Genomic DNA, 24249 nt, shown 5'->3' with positions numbered 1-24249 from the left:
GGAACCCCCATGTCCGCCAAGCACCCCATCATCGCCATCACCGGCTCCTCCGGCGCGGGCACCACGTCGGTGACGCGCACCTTCGAGAACATCTTCCGCCGCGAAGGCGTGGCCGCCGCCCTCATCGAGGGTGACAGCTTCCACCGCCACGACCGCCAGGCCATGAAGGCCGCCATGGCCGAGGCCGAGAAGAACGACCAGCCGCACTTCAGCCATTTCGGCGAGAGCGCCAACCTCTTCGACGAGCTGCAGGAGCTCTTCCGCAGCTACGCCGAGACCGGCCAGGGCCAGAGCCGCAAATACCTGCACAACGAGGAGGAGGCGGCGCCCTACAAGCAGCCGCCGGGCACCTTCACCGCCTGGGAGCCGCTGCCGGCCAGCGACCTGCTGTTCTACGAAGGCCTGCACGGCGGCGTGACGACCGACAAGGTCGACGTGGCCCGCTTCGTGGACCTGCTGATCGGCGTCGTGCCCGTCATCAACCTGGAGTGGATCCAGAAGATCCATCGCGACCGCAGCACCCGCGGCTATTCCACCGAGGCCGTCACCGACGTGATCCTGCGCCGCATGCACGAGTACGTGCACTACATCTGCCCGCAGTTCACGCGCACCCACATCAACTTCCAGCGCGTGCCCGTCGTCGACACCTCCGACCCCTTCATCGCGCGCACCATCCCGACGGCCGACGAGAGCCTGGTCGTCATCCGCTTCGCCAACCCGCGCGGCTTCGACTTCCCCTACCTGCTCAGCATGCTGCACGACTCGTGGATGTCGCGCGCCAACACGCTGGTGGTGCCGGGCGGCAAGATGGAGCTGGCCATGCAGCTGATCTTCACGCCGATGATCCTGCGGCTGGTGGAGCGGCGCCGCAACCTGCTGGCCGCCTGAGGAGCACGTCATGAAGAACGACCTGCCCTCCCGCACCCTGCGCCAGCAATGCGCGAACGCGCTGCGCATGCTCGCCGTCGACGCGGTGCAGGCCGCCCACAGCGGCCACCCCGGCATGCCCATGGGCATGGCCGACATCGCCGAAGCCCTGTGGCGCCACCACCTGCGCCACGACCCGGCCGACCCCGCCTGGCCCGACCGCGACCGCTTCGTGCTGTCCAACGGCCACGGCTCCATGCTGCTGTACGCGCTGCTGCACCTGAGCGGCTACGAGCTGCCGATGGACGAGATCAAGCGCTTCCGTCAGCTGCACAGCAGGACGCCCGGCCACCCCGAGGTCGACGTCACGCCGGGCGTGGAGACGACGACCGGCCCGCTGGGCCAGGGCATTGCCAATGCGGTGGGCATGGCGCTGGCCGAGAAGCTGCTGGCCGACGAGTTCAACCGCCCCGGCCACGCGGTCGTCGACCATCGCACCTACGTCTTCCTCGGCGACGGCTGCCTGATGGAGGGCCTGAGCCACGAGGCCTGTTCGCTGGCCGGCACCTGGCGGCTGCACAAGCTCGTCGCCTTCTACGACGACAACGGCATCTCCATCGACGGCGACGTCAGGGGCTGGTTCGGCGACGACACGCCCGGCCGCTTCGAGGCCTATGGCTGGAACGTGCTGCGCGGCGTGGACGGCCACGACGTCGACGCGCTGGACCGCGCCATCGCCACCGCGCACGCGGCCGACAAGCCCGTGCTGATCTGCTGCCGCACCACCATCGGCAAGGGCTCGCCCAACCGCGCCGGCACGGCCAAGGTGCATGGCGAGGCGCTGGGCGCCAAGGAGATCGCGCTGACGCGGGCGGCGCTGGGCTGGACGGCCGCGCCCTTCGAGGTGCCGGATGAGCTGCGCGAGGCCTGGTCGGCCCGCGAGCGCGGCGCGGCGCTGAACGCCGCCTGGCGCGAGCGCTTCACCGCTTACGCCCTCGCCTACCCCGACCTCGCCCGCGAGCTGCAGCGCCGCCAGCCCCGGCGCGCGCCGCTGGGCACGCAAGCCGAGGAAGCCCTCGGGCAGGCCTGCGCGGCTGCCGAATCCCGGGCCGCCGCCGTGGCCACGCGCAAGGCCTCGCAGGATGTGCTGCTGGCGCTCGGCCCCGCCACGCCCGAGCTGCTCGGCGGCTCGGCCGACCTGACGGGATCGAACCTGACCGACTGGGCCGGCCACCGTGCGCTGAAGGGCACGGGCACCGGCAACCACGTGCACTACGGCGTTCGCGAGTTCGGCATGGCGGCCCTCATGAACGGCGTCGCGCTGCACGGCGGCTACCGGGCCTTCGGCGGCACCTTCCTCGCTTTCTCGGACTACGCCCGCAACGCGGTGCGCATGGCGGCACTGATGAAGCTGCCGGTCGTGCATGTGTACACGCACGACTCCATCGGCCTGGGCGAGGACGGCCCCACCCACCAGCCGGTGGAGCATGCGTCCAGCCTGCGACTCATCCCCGGCCTCAACGTCTGGCGGCCGGCCGACGCGACCGAGACGGCCGTCGCCTGGCGCGAGGCCATGCGCCGCGCGGACGGCCCGAGCGCCCTGCTGCTGTCCCGCCAGGCGCTGCCCCATGCCGGCGACGGCCGCGCGCGGCTGGACGACATCGCCCGCGGCGGCTACGTGCTGCGCCAGCCCGATGGCGAGCGCCTCGCGCTGCTGGCCAGCGGCTCGGAGGTCGGCATCGCGCTCGCCGCCGCCGCGCTGCTCGTCGACGCCGGCCTCCCGGCGCGCGTCGTGTCACTGCCCTGCCTGAACGTGTTCGACCGCCAGGACGCCGCCTGGCGCCATGACGTCATCCCCCGCCACCTGCCGCGCCTGGCCGTGGAGGCGGGCAGCACGGGCCTGTGGTGGAAGTACGTCGGCGAGCACGGCGACGTGGTGGGCCTCGACCGCTTCGGCGAATCCGCGCCGGCGGGCGAGCTGTTCCGGCTCTTCGGCCTCACCGCCGAGGCCGTGGCCGCACGCGCCCGCGCCCTCGTCCCATCTCACCTCGACTGACACCGACCCCCAAGGAGCCCCCGATGCCCATGATCTCCCTGCGCCGCCTGCTCGACCATGCGGCCGAGCACCGCTACGGCGTGCCCGCCTTCAACGTGAACAACCTGGAGCAGATCCAGGCCATCATGCAGGCCGCCCACGCGACCGACAGCCCGGTCATCCTGCAGGCCTCGGCCGGCGCACGCAGCTACGCGGGCGAGCCCTTCCTTCGCAAGATGGTGGAGGCCGCCGCAGAGATGTACCCGCGCCTGCCCATCGTGCTGCACCAGGACCATGGCGCCAGCCCCGCCGTGTGCATGCAGTCCATCCGTTCGGGCTTCACGAGCGTGATGATGGACGGCTCGCTGCTGGAGGACGCGAAGACGCCCGCGCCCTACGACTACAACGTGGCCGTGACGCGCCGCGTCGTCGAGATGGCGCATGCGGTGGACGTGTCGGTGGAGGGCGAACTCGGCTGCCTGGGGTCGCTGGAGTCCGGCACCGCGGGCGAGGAGGATGGCGTCGGCGCCGCAGGGCAGCTGACCCACGAGCAACTGCTGACCGACCCCGAGCAGGCCGCCGACTTCGTCGCCCGCACCGGCGTGGACGCGCTGGCCATCGCCATCGGCACCTCGCATGGCGCCTACAAGTTCAGCCGCAAGCCGACGGGCGACATCCTCGCCATCGACCGAATCAAAGCCATCCACGCGCGCATCACGAACACGCACCTGGTGATGCACGGCTCGTCGTCCGTACCGCAGCAGTGGCTCGCCGTCATCCGCGAACATGGCGGCGACATCAAGGAGACCTACGGCGTGCCGGTGGAGGAGATCCAGGAAGGCATCCGCCACGGTGTGCGCAAGATCAACATCGACACCGACATCCGCCTGGCCATGACGGGCGCGATGCGGCGGGCGATGGCGAACAGGCCCGACGAGTTCGACCCGCGCAGATTCCTGAGTGCTGCCCTCATCGCAGCCCGGGACCTGTGTGCCGAACGCTTCGAGGCCTTTGGATGCGCGGGCATGGCGTCCAGGATCTAGAGCGGGACGGGGCAGGCGCTTCGGGCAGTCGCAGGATTCCAGGCGGATCACCAAAGGGCCGCGTCCCGCTGCCGCGGCAGGCCCGGGCCAACTACCCGCGCGCGGCCGCGACGGAGGCGCAGCGATCGCCGGTTGCCGACTGCTCATGCGGCAGCACCAGGCCCCAGCGCATCGACACGGTCCTCGCACTTCCCTCGGCCCAGGGGAGCTCGATGCGGCCCTGACAGTCGGCCTGGGCCAGCCGCGTCTCCAGCGTGGGCCATTCGGACTGGAAGGGCTGCGTGTCGAGGATGACGACCATGCCGCCGCCGCGCTCCAGTGCGCCGGGTTCGATCCAGGGCGAGGTGCGTTCCTCGCCATCGATCCACAGCTGCACCGCGGGGCCCATTTTCAAGGCGACGGCACCGCCGAACCAGGTATCGCCGACGAGCATGGGCAGCGGCCGATCGGGCACCCGGGCGTGCCAGATCTGCTGCAGCCGGTCAGCGATCTGCTGCGAGGGCAGGCTGCCGCGGGTGATGTGGCCGCGCCGGGCCTCGCCGCCGCCTTCGGCCCAGGCACCGCCCATGGCCGCCATGACATGGAACAGGGCTGCCGCGCCCAGCAGCACACCCCACCGGCGGCGACGCCAGTGCTCCGCCTCCAGCCCCGGCACCACCATGGCCAGCCACAGCGGCAGCGGCAGGAAGAAGGTGGTGAACCAGTGGCCATGCGCCCTGGTGCCCAGCAGGGTGATGGCGGCCAGCACCAGCACCACCGGCCCGAAGGCCGCCCAGGCCAGGAAGCGCCGGTCCGCGGCCTGGATCGCCGCGGTCGGCTGGGGCCCGGTCGGCACCGGTGGCGTGGCGGTCCGCGGCCGCAGCACGCAGGCGAGCGCGACCACCACCAGCATCGGCAGCAGCCGCCCGATCTGCATGCCCAGCTGCTGGCGCAGCTGCAGCGTCCGGTGGGGTCGGTGTCCACGGGCCTCCATCGATGCGGCGGCATAGCCCAGCGTCTGGTCCGTGTGGGTCAGGGCCCAGTACAGGTGGGGCGCCAGCAGCACCAGCGCCACGATCATCGCCAGGCCCAGGCCGCGCCAGATGCGCGGCTCGCGCCAGCGGCCCGCCTGCATCAGCAGCAGCGCGCCGACGGCGAACTGCACCACCGCGCTGTACTTGGTCAGCAGCGAAAGGGCCGCGAACACGCCCAGCGCGATCCAGTGCCGCGGCTTCGCGTCGGCCCGGCACAGGGTGCGCCACAGCATCCACCAGTAGCCGGCCAGGGGCAGCAGCTGCACGGTGTTGTGGTTGAAGACCACGGTCCGCGGCAGGTGGTAGGCCACCAGCGAGGCCAGCACCACGGCCAGCAGCGCGCGCTGCGGCGGCATGCATTCGCGCGCCCAGCGCCACAGCAGATAGAGGGCGCCCGCCCCGCAGCCCACGCCCGCCACATAGGTCAGCCAGGGCTCAGGTCCCGCCAGGCGCACCAGCACCGCCATGATCCAGGTGGGCAGCGGCGGGTGCTTGTAGTAGCCCCACTGGAAGCGCTGGGCCCAGAACAGCTCTTCCACGTTGTCCCACGGCGGCGACTGGTAGGCCAGTACCGGCGGAAGGGCCCACAGCAGCACGAGGGCCAACAGCACGAGCGGCACGGCGCCGCGCGGCAGCTGCGCAGGCAATGCGGGTGCGGCGGGCGACGCGGATCCGCGGGGCGGGGAGAGTTCGAACGACAACATGGGCGGCGGTTTGTACGACGTTCTGCCTCACCAGCGTCTGACGAGCCCGGAGCATGTAGGGCCATTCGGACGGGCGGTAGGCCTCGCGCATACTGGCGCGCCCTTCAGCCTGCCGCCCCGCCCCTGCCCTCTTCATGCGATCGCTGCGCCTGCAACTTGCCGTTTTCTGGGCGCTGCTCATCGCCGTCTGCCTGCTGCTCGGGGTGGTGCTCCTGGGCCTGTACCGGCTGAGCCCCGCCATGCAGATGAAGGTGGGCCGCGCCCGGGTCGAGCAGGCCTGCGAACAGCTGGCCCAGCGCTACGCCCAGTCGGCCCCGCCCGCGCCCGTACTCCAGACCGACCTCGCGCGCGTGCTGCTGCAGCTCGTGCTGACCGAGGCGCCCTATGTGGAGGGCGGCGTGTGGAGCCGCGCTGGCGGCATGCTGGGCTATGCCTATCCCACCTACGAGGGCGCCGGCGTGAAGACCGACGTGCCGCCCGCGGAGCGTCCACTGCTCGAACAGCTGGCGCGCCAGGCGGTGGACACCGGCCGCGCCCAGACCCAGCAGGTGCGCGGCAGCCGCGAGCTGCTGATCGTGGCCGCCTGCCCCTTGAACGTGGGTGGCGCCTCGGCCTGGACCATGACGCGCACGCAGCTGGGCGCGGTGGCGGCCGAGGGCGGCCTGCGCGCTGGCATCGCCGCGCTGGTGGCGGCCATCGTCTTCTCCGGGCTGTGGCTCGGCTGGCTGCTCTACCGCGGGCAGGCACGGCTGCGGCGGCTTGAAGGGGCCCTGGCCGCGGCGCCCGCCGACGCCATGCCCCGGCTGCCCCGCACCGGCCTGGACGAGCTGGACCGCATCGTCGCCAGCTACAACGGCTTCGCCGGCCGCTTTGAGGAAGCCCGCGCCGCCGCCCGCGAGGCGCAGGCCCAGCGCAGCCGCGACATGCGCCTGGCGGCGCTGGGCCGCATGAGCTCGGCCGTGGCCCATGAGATACGCAACCCCATCGCCGCCATGCGCCTGAAGGCGGAGAACGCGCTGGCCGGCGACCCGGCGACCCAGGGCCGGGCGCTGCAGACCATCGTGGGCCAGATCGACCGGCTCGATGCCGTGGTGCAGAGCCTGCTGGCGCTGGTGCAGCCGCTGGACCTCAAGCCACGGCCGGTCGACCTGCCCGCCTGGCTGGACGAGCGCCTGGCCGCGGCCGGCGCGGGGGCCGCGTCCCGCCAGGTGCGGCTGGTGCTGACCGAGGGCGCACCCGATCGCGCCGTGTTCGATCCCATGCACCTGGCCCGCGCCGTGGATAACCTGCTGGACAACGCCGTGCGCCACGCCCGCAGCCCCGGCGGTCAGGTGCGGATCTCGGCGCGCCATGACGCCGACCGCGGCCAGCTCGTCCTGACCGTGAGCGACGACGGCGAGGGCGTGCCGGAGGCGCTGCGCAGCCGCCTCTTCGAACCCTTCGGAACCGGCCGGGCCGACGGCACCGGCCTGGGCCTGGCGCTGGCGCGCGAGGTCGCCTTTGCCCATGGCGGCGAACTGCGCCACGAGCCCGGCGCGCCCGGCGCCCGCTTCATCCTGGAGATGCCATGGCAGACCTGCTGATCGTTGACGACGACGCGGCCTTCGCCGATTCGCTGCGCGAGACGCTCGAAAGCCTGGGCCACACCGTGCAGACCGCGCCCGGCGGCGAGGACGGCCTGGCGCTGCTGGGCGCGCATCGCTTCGACCTGGTCTTCCTGGACCACCGCATGCCCGGCATGGATGGTCTGCAGACCCTGGCCGCGATGAACGCGCGGCTGGCGCGCCGGCCGCCCGTCATCGTGCTGACGGCCCATGCGGGCAGCGCCGGCACCATCGAGGCCATGCGCCTGGGCGCCTTCGATCACCTGGCCAAGCCGGTCAGCCGCGACGCGGTGGTCGACGCCGTGCGCCGCGCGCTGGCATCGGCCACGCCCGCCTCGGCCGCGCCGGCGCCGCAGCCCGTGGCGGACGACGGCGAGCTGATCGGCGTGAGCGAGGCCATGCGCGAGGTGCACAAGCGCATCGGCCTGGCGGCTGGCAGCCGGGCGCCGGTGCTGGTGATCGGCGAGACGGGCACCGGCAAGGAGCTGGTCGCACGCGCCCTGCACCGCCACTCCGACCGGGCCGACGGACCCTTCGTGGCCGTCAACTGCGCCGCCATCCCGAAGGACCTGCTGGAAAGCGAGCTCTTCGGCCACGTCAAGGGCGCCTTCACCGGCGCGGTGGCCGAGCGGGCCGGCTGCTTCAAGGCCGCCCACGGCGGCGTGCTGCTGCTCGACGAGATCGGCGACATGGCGCTGGAGGTACAGGCCAAGCTGCTGCGCGTGCTGCAGGAGGGCGAGGTCACGCCCGTGGGCAGCCACCGCGTGCAGAAGGTGGATGTGCGCGTGGTGGCCGCCACCCACCGCGACCTGGCCCAGGCCGTGCGCGACGGCCGCTTCCGTGAAGACCTGCGCTACCGGCTCGACGTGCTGGCGATCCGCCTGCCGCCGCTGCGCGAGCGCTTGGCCGACATCGTGCCGCTGGCGGAGCATTTCCTGCGGCTGGCGGCGGCACCCGGCCCGGCCAAGCGGCTGTCGGCCGAGGCGGCCCGCGCCCTGCTGGCCTACGACTGGCCCGGCAACGTGCGCGAGCTGCGCAACGCCATGGAACGCTGCCACGCTTTGCAGCGCGGCGCCGTGATCGCGCAGGTCGAGCTGCCGGGGGCGGGAAGCGTGGGAAGTGCGGCCGAGGGCGCTGGCGGCCTGTCGGCCGACTGGTACGACGGTACCCTGCCCGAGGCCGTGGAGCGGCTGGAGAAGCTGTTGCTGCAGCATGCCCTGGCCGCAGCGGGCGGCAACCGCTCCATGGCGGCGCGGCAACTGGGCATCCATCGGCAGCTGCTCTACACCAAGCTCGCGCAGTACGGGCTGGAGTGACGCCACGCGCAGGCCGCTGTCCTGTTCCCGGACAGCCGCTGTCCGCCACGCGGCCAACCCACGGCGCCCACCCGCAGCCAAGTCCTTGATCTGCAAGGCAAGCGCGGCTGGCACGTCTTTTGGGACAGGTCAGGCATCCGTCAACAGGAGCCTTCCATGACCTTGACTCGATTCCCCCTTCGCGCCGGCCTGCTCGCCGGCCTCGTCGTCGCCTCCGGCATCGCGGGCGCCCAGCCGGCGCTACAACCGGTGCCGCCCGCCGCGCCCGTGTTTCCGATGACCGATGCGGCGCCGCGACCCATGGCCGCACCGCGCGCTGGTGCCCTGCCTGCGCCCATGCCCGAGGCGCGGCCCGGCGCGCTGGCGGCGCCCCTGCCTGAGCCTCGGCCGGTGCCGGTGGCCGGGCCGATGGGCCTGCCGCCTCCCGCCCAGACCCAGGCCACCGTGTCGGGCACGCTGGCCCGCTGGCTGATCAACCCCAACGGGGAAGCCGACGGCCTGCTGCTGCAGGACGGCACGCAGGTAAGCTTTCCGCCCCACCTGTCGGCCGAGCTGACGGCCCTGGCCCAGCCCGGTGAGCGCATCGACGTGAGCGGCTGGCGTGCCACCGACGGCGGCGTGCTGCAGGCGCAGCAGATCGGCGCGCGGGGTCGCACGGTGGTCGACCAGCCACCGGCGCCGGGCGCCGTGCCGCCCGCACCGCGCGCCATGGGCGCCCTGGCCGCGATGGACGCCGGAGGCCGCATCGCCCGGGTGCTGTCCACCGGCCGCGGCGACGTCAACGGCGTACTGCTGCAGGACGGCACCATCGTGCGCTTTCCCCCGCACGTCGGCCGCATGATCGGCGGCCTGCTGCAACCCGGCGCGCCGCTGTATGCGCAGGGCTGGGGCACCCGCGGCCCGCTGGGCACGGCGCTGGAGGCCACCCGCCTCGGCGCCTCGCCGCAGGCCCTGCAGGACGTGCTCTCGGGCAGCGCCGACATGCCGGCACCCCGCCCCGGCCCGGTGCCGGGCCCGCAGCGTCGGCCGGTCTGACGGCTTTCTGCGCGGCGCGTTGGCGCCGCGCCACCTTTCCTCCCCTTTTCCAAGAACCCGGAGCATCCATGCCTCATCCCGAAGAAATGATCGACGTCTATGCCGTCGAAGGCCAGTTCCAGCACCTCATCTACAGCCCGCGCGGCGGCTACGAAGGGCTGCTCATCGACACCCACGGCATTCCCACACAGTTCGTGTTCGACAAGCACGACGAGACCGCCGCCGATGCCTTCGCGAACGTCAAGCCGGGCCAGTCGGTCACGGTGGAAGGCAGCCTGCGCCTGCCTTCCGACAAGGGCGAGGGCGACCACGTGGTCTACGACTTCCACCGGCTGAGCCATGTGGCCGGCAGGCCCGTGGACGCGGCAAGCACCGACGGCCCCGTGCGCGGTAGGGTGGTGCGCATCAACCATGCGAAGCACGGTGCGCCCAACGGCGTGGTGCTGGACAGCGGCGACTTCGTGCACCTCAAGCCCGATGGGTTCGTGCATGCCGGCCTGAAGATCGGCGACGCGGTGGAGGCCGAAGGCCCCGCGCGTCCGCTGGCCGGGGGCCGCGGCCGGGTGATGGAGGCCCGCACCGTCAACGGCCAGCCGCTGCCGCAGCACTGACGCTGCAGGAGAGGCGCGCATGACCACCACCCCCACGCTGGCGATGCCCATGGCCGCCCCTTCGCGCCCGGCCCCGGCTGCCGCAGCCACCGCGGGTTCGCTCACGGCCCTGGCGTGGATGGCCTTCTTCCTGGCCGACGTGCGCGATGGGCTCGGGCCCTTCCTGGCCACCTACCTGCAGAGCCAGCGGGTCGAGCAATCACTGATCGGCCTGACGCTGACCGCGGGCGGGCTGGCTGCCGTGGTGATGACGCCGCTGGCGGGTGCGTGGGTGGACCGGTCCGCGGCCAAGCGGCTGCTCTTGGTCGTCGCGGTGATGCTGGTGCTGGCCGGCAGTGCCTGCGCCTTCACCACGCGCTCGCCGGCCCTGCTGATCGCCTCGCAGGCCGTGGCGGGTGCGGCCGGGGCGCTGCTGGCGGCGGCGCTGGCCGGCCTGACGCTCGGCCTCGCGCGCCGCGAGGGCCTGCGCCGACAGACCGGCCGCAACGAGGCCTGGAGTCACGCAGGCAACATCGTCTCGGCACTGGGGGCGGGCGTAGTGGCCCACCTGTTTGGCGCCCCCTGGATGATGGCCGTCATGCTGGCCATGTCGGTGGGCGCGCTGCTGTGCGTGGCGGCCATCCGCGCGCAGGACATCGACCATGCCGCGGCCCGGGGCGTGGACCCGGCCGCGTCCGATGGGCCGCCCACCGCCGCGGCGCCCGAGGGGTTTTCCGAGCTGCTGCGGCACAAGGCCCTGTGGCTCTTCGCGCTGACCTGTGCCCTCTTCCACCTGGGGAACGCGGCCATGCTGCCGCTGCTCAACCAGCGGCTCGCAGCCACCCAGCCCGACGCGGCGCCGCTGCTGTGGACCGGCGTCGCCATCGTGGTGGCACAACTCACCATGGTGCCGGTGGCGCTGTGGGTGTCGCGCAGCCGGCGCTGGGACCTGTCGGCCTTCGTCTACCTGTCCATCCTGATCCTGCCGGTGCGCGGGCTGCTGGCCTGGGCCTTCCCGAGCGTGTGGGCCAACCTGCCGGTGCAGGTGCTGGACGGCATCGCCGCCGGTGCGCTGGGCGTGGCCACCCCGCTGATGGTGGAGCGCTATGTGCGCGGCTCGGGCCGCTACAACCTGGCCCTCGGCCTGGTGCTGACGATGCAGGGCGTCGGCGCGGCCTTCAGCGCCGGCCTGGCCAACGGCATCGTGGGGCACGGGGGGCACTTCGGGCTGGCGTTCGCCGTGCTCGCCGGTTGCGCACTGCTGGCGCTGCCGGCCTTCGTGCTGGCCCAGCGGACGGGCGGACGCGTCCACGCCGGCGCCGCCATTCCAGCCCACGCTGGCGCTCTGCCGCGCGTGCCGGATCTCCGCGCCTGAGTGGCAACTGCCGCGCCACTCCTCCGCCGGTGTCGCGACAAAGTGATGCGGCGGGGGAAGCCGAGCCATTTCGCATTGCGCCCTGCGCACAATGCGGGGCCATGGCCGCCTCTGCTCCCACCATCCTCGACGCCAAATGGCGGCTCTTCGTGCATGTGGCCCAGGCTGGCAGCGTCACGGGGGCCGCGGGGACGCTCGACATGCCGGCGTCGGTCGTCAGCCGCAACATCGCCCAGCTGGAGACCGATGCGGGCACCCGGCTCTTCCGGCGCACGGGTCGCGGCGTCGTGCTCACCGAGTTCGGCGCGCAGGTGCTGCCGCGCATCCAGGCGCTCATGCGCGAGGCCGAGCAGCTGGCGGACGACATGCGCACCCGCAGCGGGCTGCCCATGGGCGATGTCCGGGTCGGCATGCTGCCGTCCACCGTGGGCGTGCTCGCCGGTCCGCTGTTCACCGAGGCGAGGCGCCGCTGGCCGGAGGTGCGCCTGCACCTGACCGAGGGCGCCAGCGGCCAGCTGGAGGAATGGCTGGGCCAGGGCCGGCTCGACATGGCCACGCTGCTGCGCGAGACCGACACGCCGGACGACGCCACCGAGCCGGTGCTGGCACGGCTGCACCTGAACCTCGTGATGCCGCGCCAGCATCCGCTGGCCGGGCGCAAGACCGTCTCCTTCGACGAGCTGGCCGGACTGCCGCTGGTGCTGCCGAGCGACCCGCATCCGCTGCGCGCCCGGCTGGTGAAGCTGGCGCGGGACCGTGGCGTCGCGCTGACCTGCGCGCTCGAGGCCGATTCCATCCGGCTCCAGCACCAGATGGTGGCCAGTGGCGGCGGCGTGGCCATCACCGCCGGCACGCTCGACGCGCCGCTTGCGCGCCAGCTTGCCGTGGTGCGCATCGCGCGCCCGACGCTCACCCGCGCGGTCGTGCTGGCCGAGACGGCCCAAAGGCCGAGCACGCTGGCCACGCGATCGGTGGCGGCGCTGCTGCGCACCCTGGCCCCGGGCGTGCTGCGGCTGCACGGCTGAGTCCGCCCGCTTTGCATTTGCGCGAATGCTGCTTTCGCGCCGATGCGCTCGCCTGGGAGGCAGGGGCTCCCTAGCATCGGGTCTCTTTCCAAGGAGACACCATGGGCTCGTCCCACCCAGAAGCGGCTTCTGCGCCGCCGCCCACCCTGTTCCTCAGCGACGAGGACGTGGCCGAACTGGCCGATTGGCCGGCGGCCATCGAGGCCCTGCGCCAGGCCTATGTGCAGCCAATCGCGCCGGCCGCGGTGCCCCCACGCTCCATGGCCCGTGGCGACGGCCTGTGGCTGCGCGGACTGAGCGCGGTCTCGCCCACCGGCGCGCACATGGGCTGCAAGCTGATCGCGGCCTCGATGACGGCGCGACGTGCCAGCTACCTGGTGTCGCTGTTCGACCAGCGCAGCACCGCGCTGGCAGCGCTCATCGACGGCAACCGCATCACGGGCATCCGCACCGCCGCGACGGCCGCCCTGGCGGTGGACGCCGCGGCGCCCCGGCGTCCGCTCGCGGTGGCCGTGATCGGCGCCGGCTTCGAGGCACGCGGCCTGCTGTCTGCGCTGGCGGCCGTCCGCGCACTCTCGCGGGTGCGGGTCTACAGCCCCACGCCGCAGCGCCGCGAGGCCTTCGCGGCGGACTTCCACCGGCAGCTGTGCGACGACGTGCAGGCCAGTTCCAGTGCCGAGGCGGCCGTGGCCGAGGCCGAGGTGGTGCTGTGCGCCGCGCGCAGCCGCGACGAGACGCCCGTGCTGCAAGGCCGCTGGCTGGCCGCTGGCGCCACGGTGGTTTCCATCGGCTCCACGCTGCCGGAGCAGCGCGAGGTCGACGTCGACACCCTCGCCCGCAGCGCACTCATCGTGGCCGACATGCCCGACGAGGTGGCGCACGACACCGGCGACATGCTGGCCGCCCGCGCCGCAGGCATCGCCTTCGAGGACCGGCTGCATCCGCTGACCGAGCTCGTCGCCGGCCGGCTGGTGCGTGGCCCGTCCGACATCGTGCTCTACAAGTCCGTCGGCTCGGCGCTGCAGGACGTGGTGGTGGCCGAGATGCTGTTCGAACGCGCCCGGGCCAGCGGCCGGGGCGAGGCGCTGGCGCGGTCCATCGTGCCCGTGGCCAAGTGAGCCCTTCCCCTTCATTCCCTCGGAGTACCCCCATGCCTTCCTATGCCCGCAAAGACGCCCGCGCCTGGGCGCGCGAACACCTGACCGGCTGCTCGGCCGTCACCATTCCCAGCTACTCGGCCGACCTCAAGCGGCTGAACGAAGGCGGCATCCGCCATGACGTGGCCCTGGCGCGCGAGCTGGGCTACCGCTACACCCTGCTGTGCAGCGAGGTGGCCATCACGCCGGAGGAGAACGCCCGGTTCACCGCCTGGGCCCGCGACACCGTGGGCCAGGACATGGGCCTGTTCTTCCATGCCGCCTTCGGCACGCTGGCGGAGAACATCGAGGCCGTACAGCTGGCGCAGAAGGCCGGTGCCGACATCGTGCTGCTGTCGTACCCGCCGCAGTTCTGGCCCACGACCGAGCAGGAGATCTACGACTACACCCGCGCCTTCTGCGAGGCGACCGACCTGGCGGTGATGCTCTTCCCCATTCCCTTGTGGGGCTTCGAGCGGGTGCACCCGGCCGGCATGTCGGTGGGCCTGGTGCGTCGGCTGCTCGACGACTGCCCGAACATCGTTGCCATCAAGTCCGAGCAGGGCTATCCGCTGATCGGCGGGCTGTGCGAGATGTACCGCCACTTCCGCGACGAGGTGGTGATCAGCTGCCCGATCGAGGCCGACGCCATTCCCATGATGAGCCTGATGCAGCTGCAGTTCTCGGGCACCAGCAACACGCAGTGGATGAGCCACTACTACCCGCGCGCCTTCGATCTGGCTCGTCGCGGCGAATGGGACGCCGCCATGGAGGCCTACTGGCGCGTGGGGCCGGCGCGAAACGCCAACGGCGCCGCGGCCCAGTCCTACGCCGGCGGCACCGGCGTGCTCAACCGCACGATGTGGAAGTACCAGGACTGGCTGGCCGGCTTCAACGGTGGGCCGCTGCGCGGGCCCGCCATGCGGGTGCCCGACCGGCTGATGAAGATGCTGCGCCAGGGCCTGGTGGCCTCGGGCCTGCCGGTCACGGCCGATGCCGACAGCGCCTTCATGACGGGGCGCCATCCATGCTGAGCGCATCGCCCGTCGCATCGCTGCTCCAGGACGCGAGCCTCCTGCGAAGTGCGGCCTTCGTCGATGGCCGGTGGATCGACGAGACGCCCCATGGCCGCTCGGCCGTGCACAACCCCGCCGACGACACGCTGATTGCCGAGCTGCCGCGGCTGCGCGAGGCCGAGACCGAGGCCGCGATCGAGGCCGCCCAGCGCGCCTTCCTGCGCTGGCGAGCGACCACGGCCCGCGAACGGGCCGACGTGCTGCGGCGCTGGTACGACGGCATGGTGACGCACCGTGAAGACCTCGCGACGCTGATCACGCTCGAAGGCGGCAAGCCGCTGGCCGAGGCGCGCACCGAGGTGGACTATGCGGCCTCCTTCCTGCGCTGGTTCTCCGAAGAGGCGACCCGCGTGGCCGGCGAGGTGCTGGCCGGGCCGCGCACCACGGCGCGCATCGTCACGCTGCGCGAGCCCATCGGTGTGTGCGCGGCGATCACGCCCTGGAACTTCCCTGCGGCCATGATCACCCGCAAGGCCGGACCGGCGCTGGCGGCCGGCTGCACCATGGTGGTCAAGCCCGCGAGCCAGACGCCCCTCACGGCCCTCGCGCTGGCCGAGCTGGGACGGCGCGCCGGGCTGCCCGACGGCGTCTTCAACGTGCTCACGGGCCACGACACGCGGGCCATTGGCGGCGTGCTGTGCACCCATCCGCTGGTACGCAAGATCACCTTCACCGGCTCCACCGAGGTGGGCCGGCTGTTGCTGGCGCAGGCCGCCGGCACCGTCAAGAAATGCTCGATGGAGCTGGGCGGCAACGCGCCCTTCCTGGTCTTCGACGACGCGGACATCGATGCAGCCGTGGAAGGCGCCGTGGCCGCCAAGTTCCGCAACACCGGACAGGCCTGCATCAGTGCCAACCGCCTGCTGGTGCAGTCGGGCGTGCACGATGCCTTCGTGGAGCGCCTGGTGCGGCGCGTGGCGCAGCTGCGCGTGGGCCATGGGCTGGAAGCCGGCTCGCAGCTCGGTCCGCTGATCGACGATGCGGCCGTGGCCAAGGTCGAGGCCCACATCGCCGATGCCTGCGCGCACGGCGCCCGCGTGGCCCACGGCGGCGGGCGGCATGCGCTGGGCGGTCGCTTCTTCCAGCCCACGGTGCTGGTCGGCGCCACGCCGGCGATGGCCGTGGCGCGGGAGGAGACCTTCGGGCCGCTGGCTCCGGTGTTCCGATTCGACGCCGAGGCCGAGGCGCTGCAGATGGCCAATGCCACCGAATTCGGCCTGGCGGCCTATCTGTACAGCCGCAACGCTGCGCGCCTGTGGCGTGTGTCGGCCGACCTTGAATCGGGCATGGTGGGCATCAACTGCGGCCTCATTTCGAACGAGGTGGCGCCCTTCGGCGGCGTCAAGCAGAGCGGCCTGGGCCGCGAGGGCTCCCGCCATGGCATCGACGAATTTATGGAGATCAAGTACCTCTGCTGGGACGGGCTCGTGCCCGCGGGCGGCTGAGGGCACAGCCCCACCACGACAACGACCGACAACAACGGAGACATACCATGACAGCCCACCCTTCCCTGCTTCGCCGCTCGCTGCTGCTGCTGGGGCTCGGTGCCCTCGCCTGTGGGCCGGCGCTGGCCCAGTCGCAGGCCATCAAGATCGTCGTGCCCTTCCCGCCGGGCGGCGTGACCGACGTGGCCGCCCGCGCGCTGGCCGAGCGCATGTCGCGCCTGCTGGGCGAGACGATGATCGTGGAGAACCGCCCCGGCGCCGGCTCGCGCATCGGCATCGACGCCGTGGCTCGCGCAGCGCCCGACGGGCGCACGCTGCTGTTCACCAACACCAGTTACAGCATCCTGCCCATCGTCGACCCGACGGCGCGCTACGACCCGACGCGGCTGCTGGCGCCCCTGGCCATGGCCGGCACCTACGGCCTGCCGGTGGTGGTGAGCAACAAGCTGCCGGTGACCGACCTGCAGGGCCTGATCGACTATGCCCGCAGCCATCCGGGCAAGCTCAGCTACGGCAGCGCCGGCCAGGGCAGCGGTACCCACTTCGGCGGCGAGTACTTCAAGCTCCTCACAGGAACGAACATGGTCCACGTGCCCTACAAGTCCACCGCGGCCGCGGCGGCCGACGTGGCAGCGGGCTTGCTGGACCTGACCTTCGATGCGGCCTCCAAGGCCTATGCGGACGCGGGCAAGGTGCGCATCATCGCGGTGACCGGTTCGCGGCGCGACCCGCGCCTGCCCAACGTGCCCACGGTGGCCGAGGCCGGGCTGCCCAAATTCACGCTCGACTCCTGGGTTGGCCTGCTGGCACCGCAGGGCCTGCCGCAGCCACTGATGGAGAAGCTGCAGCGCGCCGCAGCGACGGCCCTGGCCGACCCGGGCCTGCGCCGGACACTGGAAGACCTGGGCCTCAATGCAGCCAGTGGCGAGCCGGGCCAACTGGGCCGCGCCATTGCGGAGGACATGACGCTCTACCGGCGCATCGTGGCCGAGGCCAACATCCGGATCGAATGAGCGATGCGCAGGCTGCCCGGGCCCGGTCCTGCGCGCCGCCGCGCTCGGGGGGCTGACCGCTCATTCGGCCGTGATGTGGTTGTCCTTGACCACCTTGGCCCAGGCGCGGGCGTCCTCGTCCAGGAACTTGCGGAAGGCCTCGGGGCCTTCGCCCACGGGCGTGAGGCCGTAGTCGAGCAGCTTGGCGCGGAAGGCCGGGTCGGCCATCACCTTCTGCGAGGTGGCCAGCAACGCCGCCTGCACGGCGTCGGGCGTGCCCTTGGGCACGAAGATGCCGTGCCAGGAGTCGCCGACGAAGCCGGGATACAGCTCCGCGATGGCGGGCACGTCGGGCAGGCCCGCAATGCGCTGTGCGCTGGTCACGCCGAGGGCCCGTACCTTGCCGGCACGCACCTGCGGAATGGCGCCGGTGCTGGCGTCCAGCGCCACGTCGATGCGGCCGGCGATCACGTCGGGCACGAACTGGTCCTTGTAGGGCACATGGGTCATCTTCAGGCCGGCCTGGTTCAGCCACCGTGCCAGGGCGACGTGCGTGCCCTGGCCGATGCCCGCGCTGGCGTAGCTGAGCGCATCGGGCCGGGCCTTGGCCTCGCGCACCAGGTCCTGCAGCGTGCGGTACTTCGAATCCACCGAGGTCACGAGCACATAAGGCACCGACAGGATGCGCGTGACGGGCACGAAGTCCTCGGCCTTGTACGGCAGCTTCTTGTAGACGTAGGGGTTGATCGAGAAGGTGTTGTTGACCGTCCAGAGCAGCGTGTAGCCGTCGGCCGGCGCATTGGCTACGGCCTGGGCGCCGATGATCGTGCTGGCACCCGGGCGGTTCTCGATAACCACCGGCTGGCCCGTGAGGCGGGTGAAGCCCTCGCCCCACAGGCGGGCGATCACGTCGGGCGACACGCCCGGTGGAAAGGGCACCACCAGTTTGACGGCCTTGGCGGGATAGGCGGACTGGGCCAGCGCCATGCCGCCCGGCAGGCCGGCGACCAGGAGCGAAGCAACGGCCACGCTGCACAGATGGCGTCGTGAGAGAGAGGAGAAGCGCATGTCGTTTGTCTCGTGATGTTCAAGGAATGGGCACGCCGGCCGCTGGCGGGCCGGGCGTGGCCGCGGTGCGGCGACCGGGCGAGGAGGCGATCAGGCCTTCAGGTCGAGTCGGCGCACCAGCGGGGGAAATTCGGCCATGTCCTGCCGGATCAGCGCCTCCAGGGGCGCGGGGCCACCACCGGCCAGCTCCCAGCCGTTGACCTGGGCACGCGCCTTCATCTGGGTGTCGGCCAGGGCGGTGTCGAGGGCCTTCGACAGCCGGGCGATCACGGCGGCCGGCGTGCCCTGCGGCACGGCCAGGCCGATCCAGAACGAGGCATCGAAGCGCGGGAATCCCTCTTCGGTGAGCGTGGGCACCTCGGACATCGAGGACAGGCGCCGCAGGCCGGTCTGCGCCAGCGGCACGATGCTGCCGCCCTTGAGCGCCGGCTGGGCCGACGAGAAATCCAGCAGCGCCAGTTGCACCTCGCCCGCCATCAGGCCGGTGATGAGCGGACCCGAGCCTTTGTAGGGCACATGCACGAGCTCGATGCCCGCCAGCGTCTTGAACTGCTCCAGGGCAATGTGGTTGGTGGCGCCGATGCCGGCACTGCCGTAGAAGAGCTTGCCCGGCTGGGCCTTGGCGGCGGCGACCAGCTCGCGCAGGCTGCGCCAGGGCGAACGCGCGGGCGTCGCCAGGATGCCCACCGCGCGCAGCGCCAGGCCCACCGGCATCAGGTCGCGTGTCGGCTGCACCGTGGCGCCCTGCTGCACCAGCGGCGCAATGATGTGGTTGGAGCGCGAGGTGACCAGCACCGTGTAGCCATCGGCCGGCGCCGCCGCGGCGGCGGCCGTCCCGATCAGGCCTGCGGCACCGGGCCGGTTGTCGATCACCAGGGGCTGGCCCAGGCTGGCGCGCATGCTCTCGGCCAGGAAGCGCGCCACGATGTCCGAGGGGCCGCCGGGCGGCTGGGGCACCACGAGCTTGATGGGACGCTGCGGGTAGGCGCCCTCTTCCGCCGCGAAGGCGGACGTCGGAATGGCCAGCGGCAACGCGAGCGGCGCGATGCCGGCGAGGAAATGGCGGCGGGTGGATGCCATGGTCATGTCTCCTTGTGGTTCTGCGCTCAGCGGGCGGCGGTGATGCGTCCGCCCAGCGTCTCGGCCACCCAGTCGGCGATGTAGGCGCCGGCGTTGGCCGAGTTGTCGAAGCTCGAATGCTGCGCGCCGCCTTCGCGGTCGGTGAAGATCTTCAGCTCGCGCTTCGGGCTGTTCACCAGTTGCTCGTAGGTGCGCTCGGCCCACTTGAGCGGGATCTGCGAGTCCTTCTGCCCATGCGTGACCAGGAAGGGCACGCGGATCTTCTCGACCACGCCGTCCAGATGCACCTGTTCGGCGATGCGCATGAAGTCGTCCATGTCCCTGGCGCCCCAGACCCAGCGCACATGCTCCCAGTAATGCGGCACCGGAAAGCTGCCTTCCTTCTCCAGCCGGCGCTTCTGCACGTCGCGCCAGTCGTGGTTGGCACCCCAGACCACGCCGCAGGCGAAGCGCGGCTCGAAGGCGACGGCGCGCGGGCAGTAGTAGCCACCCAGCGAGACGCCTTCGCAGCCGATGCGCTGCGGGTCGATGTCTTCGCGTGCCTCCAACCAGTCGACCACGCGGCTGGCCCAGTGCTCGGCGTCGAAGCGGGCCGTCATGCCATGCAGGCGCAGCGCCTCGCCGGTGCCGGGCTGGTCGAGCACCAGCGACGAAATGCCGCGCTGCGCCAGCCAGTGCGGCAGCCCGACGCGGTACTTCATCTCCTTGGTCGAATCCAGGCCGTTGAGCTGCAGCAGCAGCGGCGCGCGGCCCTGCACGCCCTGGGCGCGCACATAGAGGCCGGCCAGCACGCCGCCCTCGTAGGGAATCTCCACCCGCTCGCAGTTCTCGCCCGCCAGCGTGATGCCGCGCGCGAAGGTGTCGAGAAAGCGCCGGTACAGCGCCTCGCGGCCCGCTGCGCCGTGGCTCTGCATGCGCTCGGCCGTGATCAGGTAGGTGGCGGCGCGGCCGAGCTTGTCGCCGGCCGAGATCAGCCGGCCGCGGGCCTCGTCCTCGGCCGCGAGTTCGCACAGCTGGTCGGCCATGCGCTCCCAGCTCTGCCGGAAGGCCAGCGACGCGGCCGCATCGGGCTGGTGCGCGGCCTCCTTGAGCGGCGCGCACATGGCCTCGATCTCGCCGATGCGGGCGCCCATCTCGATGGCCAGATCGACCGAGAGGTTCCAGACGTAGTTGGTGGGGAAGTACTTGAACATGGCTTTCTGTCTCCTTGCCCTTCGTCGGGCTGGTTGTCGGGGGCGGACGCGCGCCGCTCAGCTGCCGTCCGAGATCACGGTGCCGCCGTCCACCACCAGCGTCTGCCCGGTGATGAAGCCGCCGGCCGCCGAGGCCAGCATCACGGCGACGCCGGCCACCTCGTGCGGTTCGCCCACGCGGCGCAGCGGGGTGGCCGCCAGCCGGCGGGCCATGAAGGCCTCGTTGGCCATCAGGCCTTCGGCCAGCGGAGTACGGATCAGGCCCGGGGCGATGGCGTTGACGCACACGCCGCGCGGGCCCCACTCCACCGCCAGGTTGCGCGCCATCTGCGCCAGCGCTGCCTTGCTGAGGCCGTACAGGCCGATGGCGCCGTTGCCGCGCAGGGCGGCGATGCTGGCCATCAGGACCACGCGGCCGTGGCCGCGCTCGCCCATGGCCGGCACCAGCGCGGCGCACAGGGCATGGGCGCTGGCCAGGTTGACCTGGAACACGCGCGCCCAGTCTTCGGCCGGCGCCTCCAGCAGCGGGCCAGCCGGGCCCTGCATGCCGGCATTGCAGACCAGCAGGTCGATGCGCCCGAAGGCGGTGCGGGCCTGTTCGGCCAGCGCCTGCACCTGGGCGGGCACCGATAGATCGGCCACCACGGTCCGGACTGCGCCGCCGAGCGACGCGCAACGGGCCGCGATGTCGCGCAGCGCAGCGTCGTCGCGGTCCGACAGCACCAGGCTTGCTCCGTGCTGCGCATAGGCCAGGGCGATGGCCTGGCCGAGGCCGCCGGTGGCCCCGGTGACCAGCGCCACCTGCCCCGCCAGCGAGAAGAGACCGGGGGCCCTGGTCGCCTCACTCAAGCTTCACTCCCACCTGGTGGATCACCTGGCCCCAGCGCGTGGTCTCGGTGCGGATCAGCTCGGCGAACTCGGCGCGGGAGCTGGGCGCCACGATCAGACCCAGGTCGGTGTAGCGCTGCACCACGTCGGGCGCGGTCACGGCCTTGACGAGTTCGTCGTGCAGCCGGTTGGCGATGGGCTCGGGCGTGCCGGCGCGCACCACCATGCCGGTCCAGCCGGGGATGTTGAGGGCGGGCTGCCCCAGCTCGGCGATGGTGGGCACCTGGGGCAGTTGCGCCAGGCGCTTGTCGCTGCCCACCACGGCCAGGGCGCGGGCCTTGTTCTCGCGCACCAGCGGGATGGCGCTGGGTGCCACGTCCAGCATGGCGTCGATGTGGCCGGCCATCAGGTCCTGCACCGCGGGCGCGCCGCCCTTGTAGGCCACATGCGTGAGGTTGCCCTTGATCTGGCCGCGCAGCATCTCCATCCAGATGTGCGGCTGGCTGCCCATGCCGTAGGAGCCGTAGTTCAGGCCCTTGCCGCCGGCCTGCGCCGCCTTGACGAACTCCTGGAAGGTCTGGAACGGGCTCGAGGCCGGCACCAGCAGCGCGGTGGGCGAGACCAGCAGCCGCGTCAGCGGCATGAAGTCCTTGAGCGTGTCGTAGCTCAGCTTGGGATACAGGCCCGCGTTCATCGAGAACGGGCCGAGGTCGCCGTAGAACAGCGTGTGGCCGTCGGCCGGCTGCTGCTTGACGAAGTTGGCGCCGATCTGGCCACCAGCGCCGGGCCGGTTGTCGATGACCACCGGCTGGCCCAGGCTGGCCGAGAGCTTCTGCGCCAGCATGCGCGACAGCGCATCGCCGAAGCCGCCGGCCGGATAGGGCACCACCCAGGTGATGGGGCGTGAGGGAAAGCCGGCCTGGGCACGGGCGGCGGTGCCCGCCAGGCCCAGTGGCGCGGCGGCCAGGGCGGCGGCGCCGCGCAGCAGCGTGCGGCGGGTGGGATGGGCGAAGGACGAGGCGGAATCGGTCATCGAAGAAGGTCTCCTGAATGGGTGAAGTCAAAAATCGTCGGCCTCGCCGGCCGGTGCGAGCGCCCGGCGCACCAGCGCCCGCGCGTCGCCGTCGTCGCGCAGGCCCAGGGCGCGGGGAATGCGGTCGTCCAGTGGCGGATAGCGGCCGAACACGGCCTCCACGGCCGGCTGCGGCGCATGGCGTACCAGGGCCCGGCCGTCCACGCCGAACTCGGCCGACAGCGCCTGCACGATGTCGTCCATCGACAGGTGCAGCACGGGCAGCGGCCAGGCGCGTGCCGGGTCGTTATCGACCGGCATGGTGGCGGCATGCACCAGGTTCCAGGCGCAGCGTCGCGCCGACATCCACCAGGCCGTGGCCTGCGGCCCCACGGGCAGCGTGACGGGCTCGCCCGCGGCCAGCGCATGAAGCAGCTCGCTCATGAAGGCCGACACCAGGCCGGAAGGCGCGCGCGGCCGGGCCACGATGCCGGGCAGGCGCAGCGCGCGGCCATCGAGCCGGCCGCGGCGCGAGAAGTCCGCCAGCAGCACCTCGCAGGCCAGCTTGTGGGCGCCGTAGATCAGCGGCGGCCGCAGCGGCGTGTGCGGCGTCACCACCTCGGGCAGTGCGCTGCCGTAGACGGCGATGGTGCTGGCGTAGACGACGACCGGCGGCGCCGCGCCGGTTCCGGCCGCGGCCAGCGTGTCGAACAGGTCCAGCGTGGTGTCGAGGTTGACGCGGCGGCTCAGCGCCGGATCGGCCTCGGCCGCACCGCCGGGCACGGCCGCCAGGTGGAAGCACACGTCGGGCGCGAGGGCGGCGATGCGCGCCAGCACCTCGTCGCTGCCCAGGTCGCCTTCCAGCCCGAGCACTCCGTCCGGCAGCATGCCCAGCCGCTGGTCTGCGGCGGCCAGCACGTCGATGCGCCGGCCGCCCACCTGGCCCTGCCGGTGCAGCAGCGCGAGCACATGCGCGCCGATGAAGCCACCAGCGCCGGTCACGAGTACTCTCACGCTCAGTCCTCGAAGATCGCCACGGCCCGCGTCCAGCCCGCCGAGGCGCCGCGGATCTTGTGCGGGAAGCAGCAGATCGTGAAGCCATCGCCCGGCAGCGACTCCAGGTTGTGCAGCTTCTCCAGGTGGCAGTAGCCGATGTCGCGGCCGGCCTTGTGGCCTTCCCAGATCAACGCGGTGTCGCCGGTCTCGGCGATGCGCTGCGCGGTGTACGAGAAGGGCGCGTCCCAGCTCCAGGCGTCGGTGCCGGTCAGGCGCACGCCGCGCTCCAACAGGTACATGGTGGCCTCATAGCCCATGCCGCAGCCGGTGTTGACGTAGTCGGGCTGGCCATAGCGGCTGCCGGCGCGGGTGTTGACCACCACGATGTCCAGCGGCTGCAGCACGTGGCCGATGCGGGCAAGCTCCGCCTCCACCTCGGCCGCGCTCACCACATGGCCATCGGGCAGGTGGCGGAAGTCCAGCTTCACGCCCGGGCGGAAGCACCAGTCCAGCGGAATCTCGTCGATGGTCATCGAGGGCCGCGCGCCGCCGGCCTTGGCGTCCTGCGTCGCGTGGAAGTGCCAGGGCGCATCCAGGTGCGTGCCGCTGTGGGTGGTCAGCGTCACCCATTCCGCGGCGGCGGCCTGGCCCTCGGGGTAGTCCTCGGCGCGCGTGCCGGGAATCAGCTGCAGGAACTCGGGCAGCGTGTCCTGGTGGGTCTGGTAGGTGATCTTCGGCGCCAGCGGCGGCGGGTCGGAGAGCACATCGTTTTCGAGATAGATCGACAGGTCGACGAAGCGGGGCATGCGGACGTGC

General features: G+C 72.2%; 21 protein-coding genes. 13 read left to right on the top strand and 8 right to left on the bottom strand.

What is annotated here, in order from left to right:
- The first annotated feature begins 9 nt into the window (after positions 1 to 9).
- The 3 genes from KBC94_RS15830 to fba are packed head-to-tail and all read left to right on the top strand — an operon-like array spanning position 10 to position 3945.
- Positions 10 to 888: a phosphoribulokinase gene (locus tag KBC94_RS15830; protein ID WP_294372004.1), complete on the top strand. Its 879-nt coding sequence runs from the start codon at positions 10 to 12 to the stop codon at positions 886 to 888.
- Positions 889 to 898: 10 nt separating this feature from the next.
- The gene (tkt, locus tag KBC94_RS15825; RefSeq protein WP_294371991.1) at positions 899 to 2923 is read left to right on the top strand and encodes a transketolase; all 2025 of its coding nucleotides are present in this window, start codon (positions 899 to 901) and stop codon (positions 2921 to 2923) included.
- 23 nt (positions 2924 to 2946) lie between these two features.
- A complete protein-coding gene (gene fba, locus KBC94_RS15820) occupies positions 2947 to 3945 on the top strand; it encodes a class II fructose-bisphosphate aldolase (RefSeq protein WP_294371988.1) in 999 nt (332 codons plus the stop codon).
- 91 nt (positions 3946 to 4036) lie between these two features.
- Here fba and KBC94_RS15815 read toward each other — a convergent pair whose 3' ends face one another.
- Positions 4037 to 5662, bottom strand: coding sequence for a glycosyltransferase family 39 protein (locus KBC94_RS15815; RefSeq protein WP_294371985.1), 1626 nt, complete (start codon positions 5660 to 5662; stop codon positions 4037 to 4039).
- Positions 5663 to 5796: 134 nt separating this feature from the next.
- On the opposite strand from KBC94_RS15815, the gene KBC94_RS15810 reads away from it, so the two are divergent.
- From KBC94_RS15810 to KBC94_RS15765, 10 genes are all read left to right on the top strand, one after another.
- Positions 5797 to 7245: a HAMP domain-containing sensor histidine kinase gene (locus KBC94_RS15810; RefSeq protein ID WP_294371983.1), complete on the top strand. Its 1449-nt coding sequence runs from the start codon at positions 5797 to 5799 to the stop codon at positions 7243 to 7245.
- On the top strand, positions 7230 to 8582 hold the full coding sequence (locus tag KBC94_RS15805) for a sigma-54 dependent transcriptional regulator (protein ID WP_294371981.1): 1353 nt from the start codon (positions 7230 to 7232) through the stop codon (positions 8580 to 8582). The genes KBC94_RS15810 and KBC94_RS15805 overlap by 16 nt, the downstream gene beginning before the upstream one ends.
- Before the next feature lie 156 nt (positions 8583 to 8738).
- The gene (locus KBC94_RS15800) at positions 8739 to 9617 is read left to right on the top strand and encodes a hypothetical protein (protein WP_294371979.1); all 879 of its coding nucleotides are present in this window, start codon (positions 8739 to 8741) and stop codon (positions 9615 to 9617) included.
- Positions 9618 to 9685: 68 nt separating this feature from the next.
- Positions 9686 to 10228 carry a hypothetical protein gene (locus KBC94_RS15795; RefSeq protein WP_294371977.1) on the top strand — a complete coding sequence of 181 codons (543 nt, stop codon included), beginning with the start codon at positions 9686 to 9688 and terminating at the stop codon, positions 10226 to 10228.
- A 19-nt stretch (positions 10229 to 10247) separates the two neighbouring features.
- Entirely contained in the window at positions 10248 to 11582 is a 1335-nt protein-coding gene (locus KBC94_RS15790) for an MFS transporter (RefSeq protein WP_294371975.1), read from the top strand.
- A gap of 101 nt (positions 11583 to 11683) precedes the next feature.
- A complete protein-coding gene (locus KBC94_RS15785; RefSeq protein WP_294371972.1) occupies positions 11684 to 12607 on the top strand; it encodes a LysR substrate-binding domain-containing protein in 924 nt (307 codons plus the stop codon).
- Positions 12608 to 12708: 101 nt separating this feature from the next.
- The gene (locus KBC94_RS15780; RefSeq protein WP_294371970.1) at positions 12709 to 13725 is read left to right on the top strand and encodes an NAD(P)-binding domain-containing protein; all 1017 of its coding nucleotides are present in this window, start codon (positions 12709 to 12711) and stop codon (positions 13723 to 13725) included.
- Between the two features lie 32 nt (positions 13726 to 13757).
- Positions 13758 to 14777 carry a dihydrodipicolinate synthase family protein gene (locus KBC94_RS15775; RefSeq protein ID WP_294371965.1) on the top strand — a complete coding sequence of 340 codons (1020 nt, stop codon included), beginning with the start codon at positions 13758 to 13760 and terminating at the stop codon, positions 14775 to 14777.
- Entirely contained in the window at positions 14771 to 16264 is a 1494-nt protein-coding gene (locus KBC94_RS15770; RefSeq protein ID WP_294371961.1) for an NAD-dependent succinate-semialdehyde dehydrogenase, read from the top strand. The genes KBC94_RS15775 and KBC94_RS15770 overlap by 7 nt, the downstream gene beginning before the upstream one ends.
- Before the next feature lie 47 nt (positions 16265 to 16311).
- Positions 16312 to 17277, top strand: a complete 966-nt coding sequence (locus KBC94_RS15765; RefSeq protein ID WP_294371958.1) for a tripartite tricarboxylate transporter substrate-binding protein — start codon at positions 16312 to 16314, stop codon at positions 17275 to 17277.
- Between the two features lie 60 nt (positions 17278 to 17337).
- On the opposite strand, the gene KBC94_RS15760 is transcribed toward KBC94_RS15765, so the two are convergent.
- From KBC94_RS15760 to KBC94_RS15730, 7 genes are all read right to left on the bottom strand, one after another.
- Entirely contained in the window at positions 17338 to 18324 is a 987-nt protein-coding gene (locus KBC94_RS15760; RefSeq protein ID WP_294371956.1) for a tripartite tricarboxylate transporter substrate binding protein, read from the bottom strand.
- A 90-nt stretch (positions 18325 to 18414) separates the two neighbouring features.
- Complete coding sequence (locus tag KBC94_RS15755) at positions 18415 to 19404, bottom strand: tripartite tricarboxylate transporter substrate binding protein (protein ID WP_294371953.1); 990 nt, start codon at positions 19402 to 19404, stop codon at positions 18415 to 18417.
- A 26-nt stretch (positions 19405 to 19430) separates the two neighbouring features.
- Positions 19431 to 20597, bottom strand: coding sequence for a prolyl oligopeptidase family serine peptidase (locus KBC94_RS15750; protein WP_294371950.1), 1167 nt, complete (start codon positions 20595 to 20597; stop codon positions 19431 to 19433).
- 57 nt (positions 20598 to 20654) lie between these two features.
- Positions 20655 to 21446 (bottom strand): SDR family NAD(P)-dependent oxidoreductase, encoded by a 792-nt coding sequence (locus KBC94_RS15745; RefSeq protein ID WP_294371947.1) that lies wholly within the window; start codon positions 21444 to 21446, stop codon positions 20655 to 20657.
- Positions 21439 to 22458, bottom strand: a complete 1020-nt coding sequence (locus KBC94_RS15740) for a tripartite tricarboxylate transporter substrate binding protein (RefSeq protein ID WP_294371944.1) — start codon at positions 22456 to 22458, stop codon at positions 21439 to 21441. The genes KBC94_RS15745 and KBC94_RS15740 overlap by 8 nt, the downstream gene beginning before the upstream one ends.
- A 27-nt stretch (positions 22459 to 22485) precedes the next feature.
- Positions 22486 to 23451, bottom strand: a complete 966-nt coding sequence (locus tag KBC94_RS15735) for an NAD-dependent epimerase/dehydratase family protein (RefSeq protein ID WP_294371931.1) — start codon at positions 23449 to 23451, stop codon at positions 22486 to 22488.
- Between the two features lie 2 nt (positions 23452 to 23453).
- Positions 23454 to 24239, bottom strand: coding sequence for a cyclase family protein (locus tag KBC94_RS15730; RefSeq protein WP_294371929.1), 786 nt, complete (start codon positions 24237 to 24239; stop codon positions 23454 to 23456).
- Positions 24240 to 24249: the final 10 nt, after the last annotated feature.

It is taken from the genome of Pseudacidovorax sp. (assembly GCF_017991995.1).
Lineage (GTDB): Bacteria > Pseudomonadota > Gammaproteobacteria > Burkholderiales > Burkholderiaceae_C > Xenophilus.
This window is presented reverse-complemented; position numbering and strand designations above follow the sequence as displayed.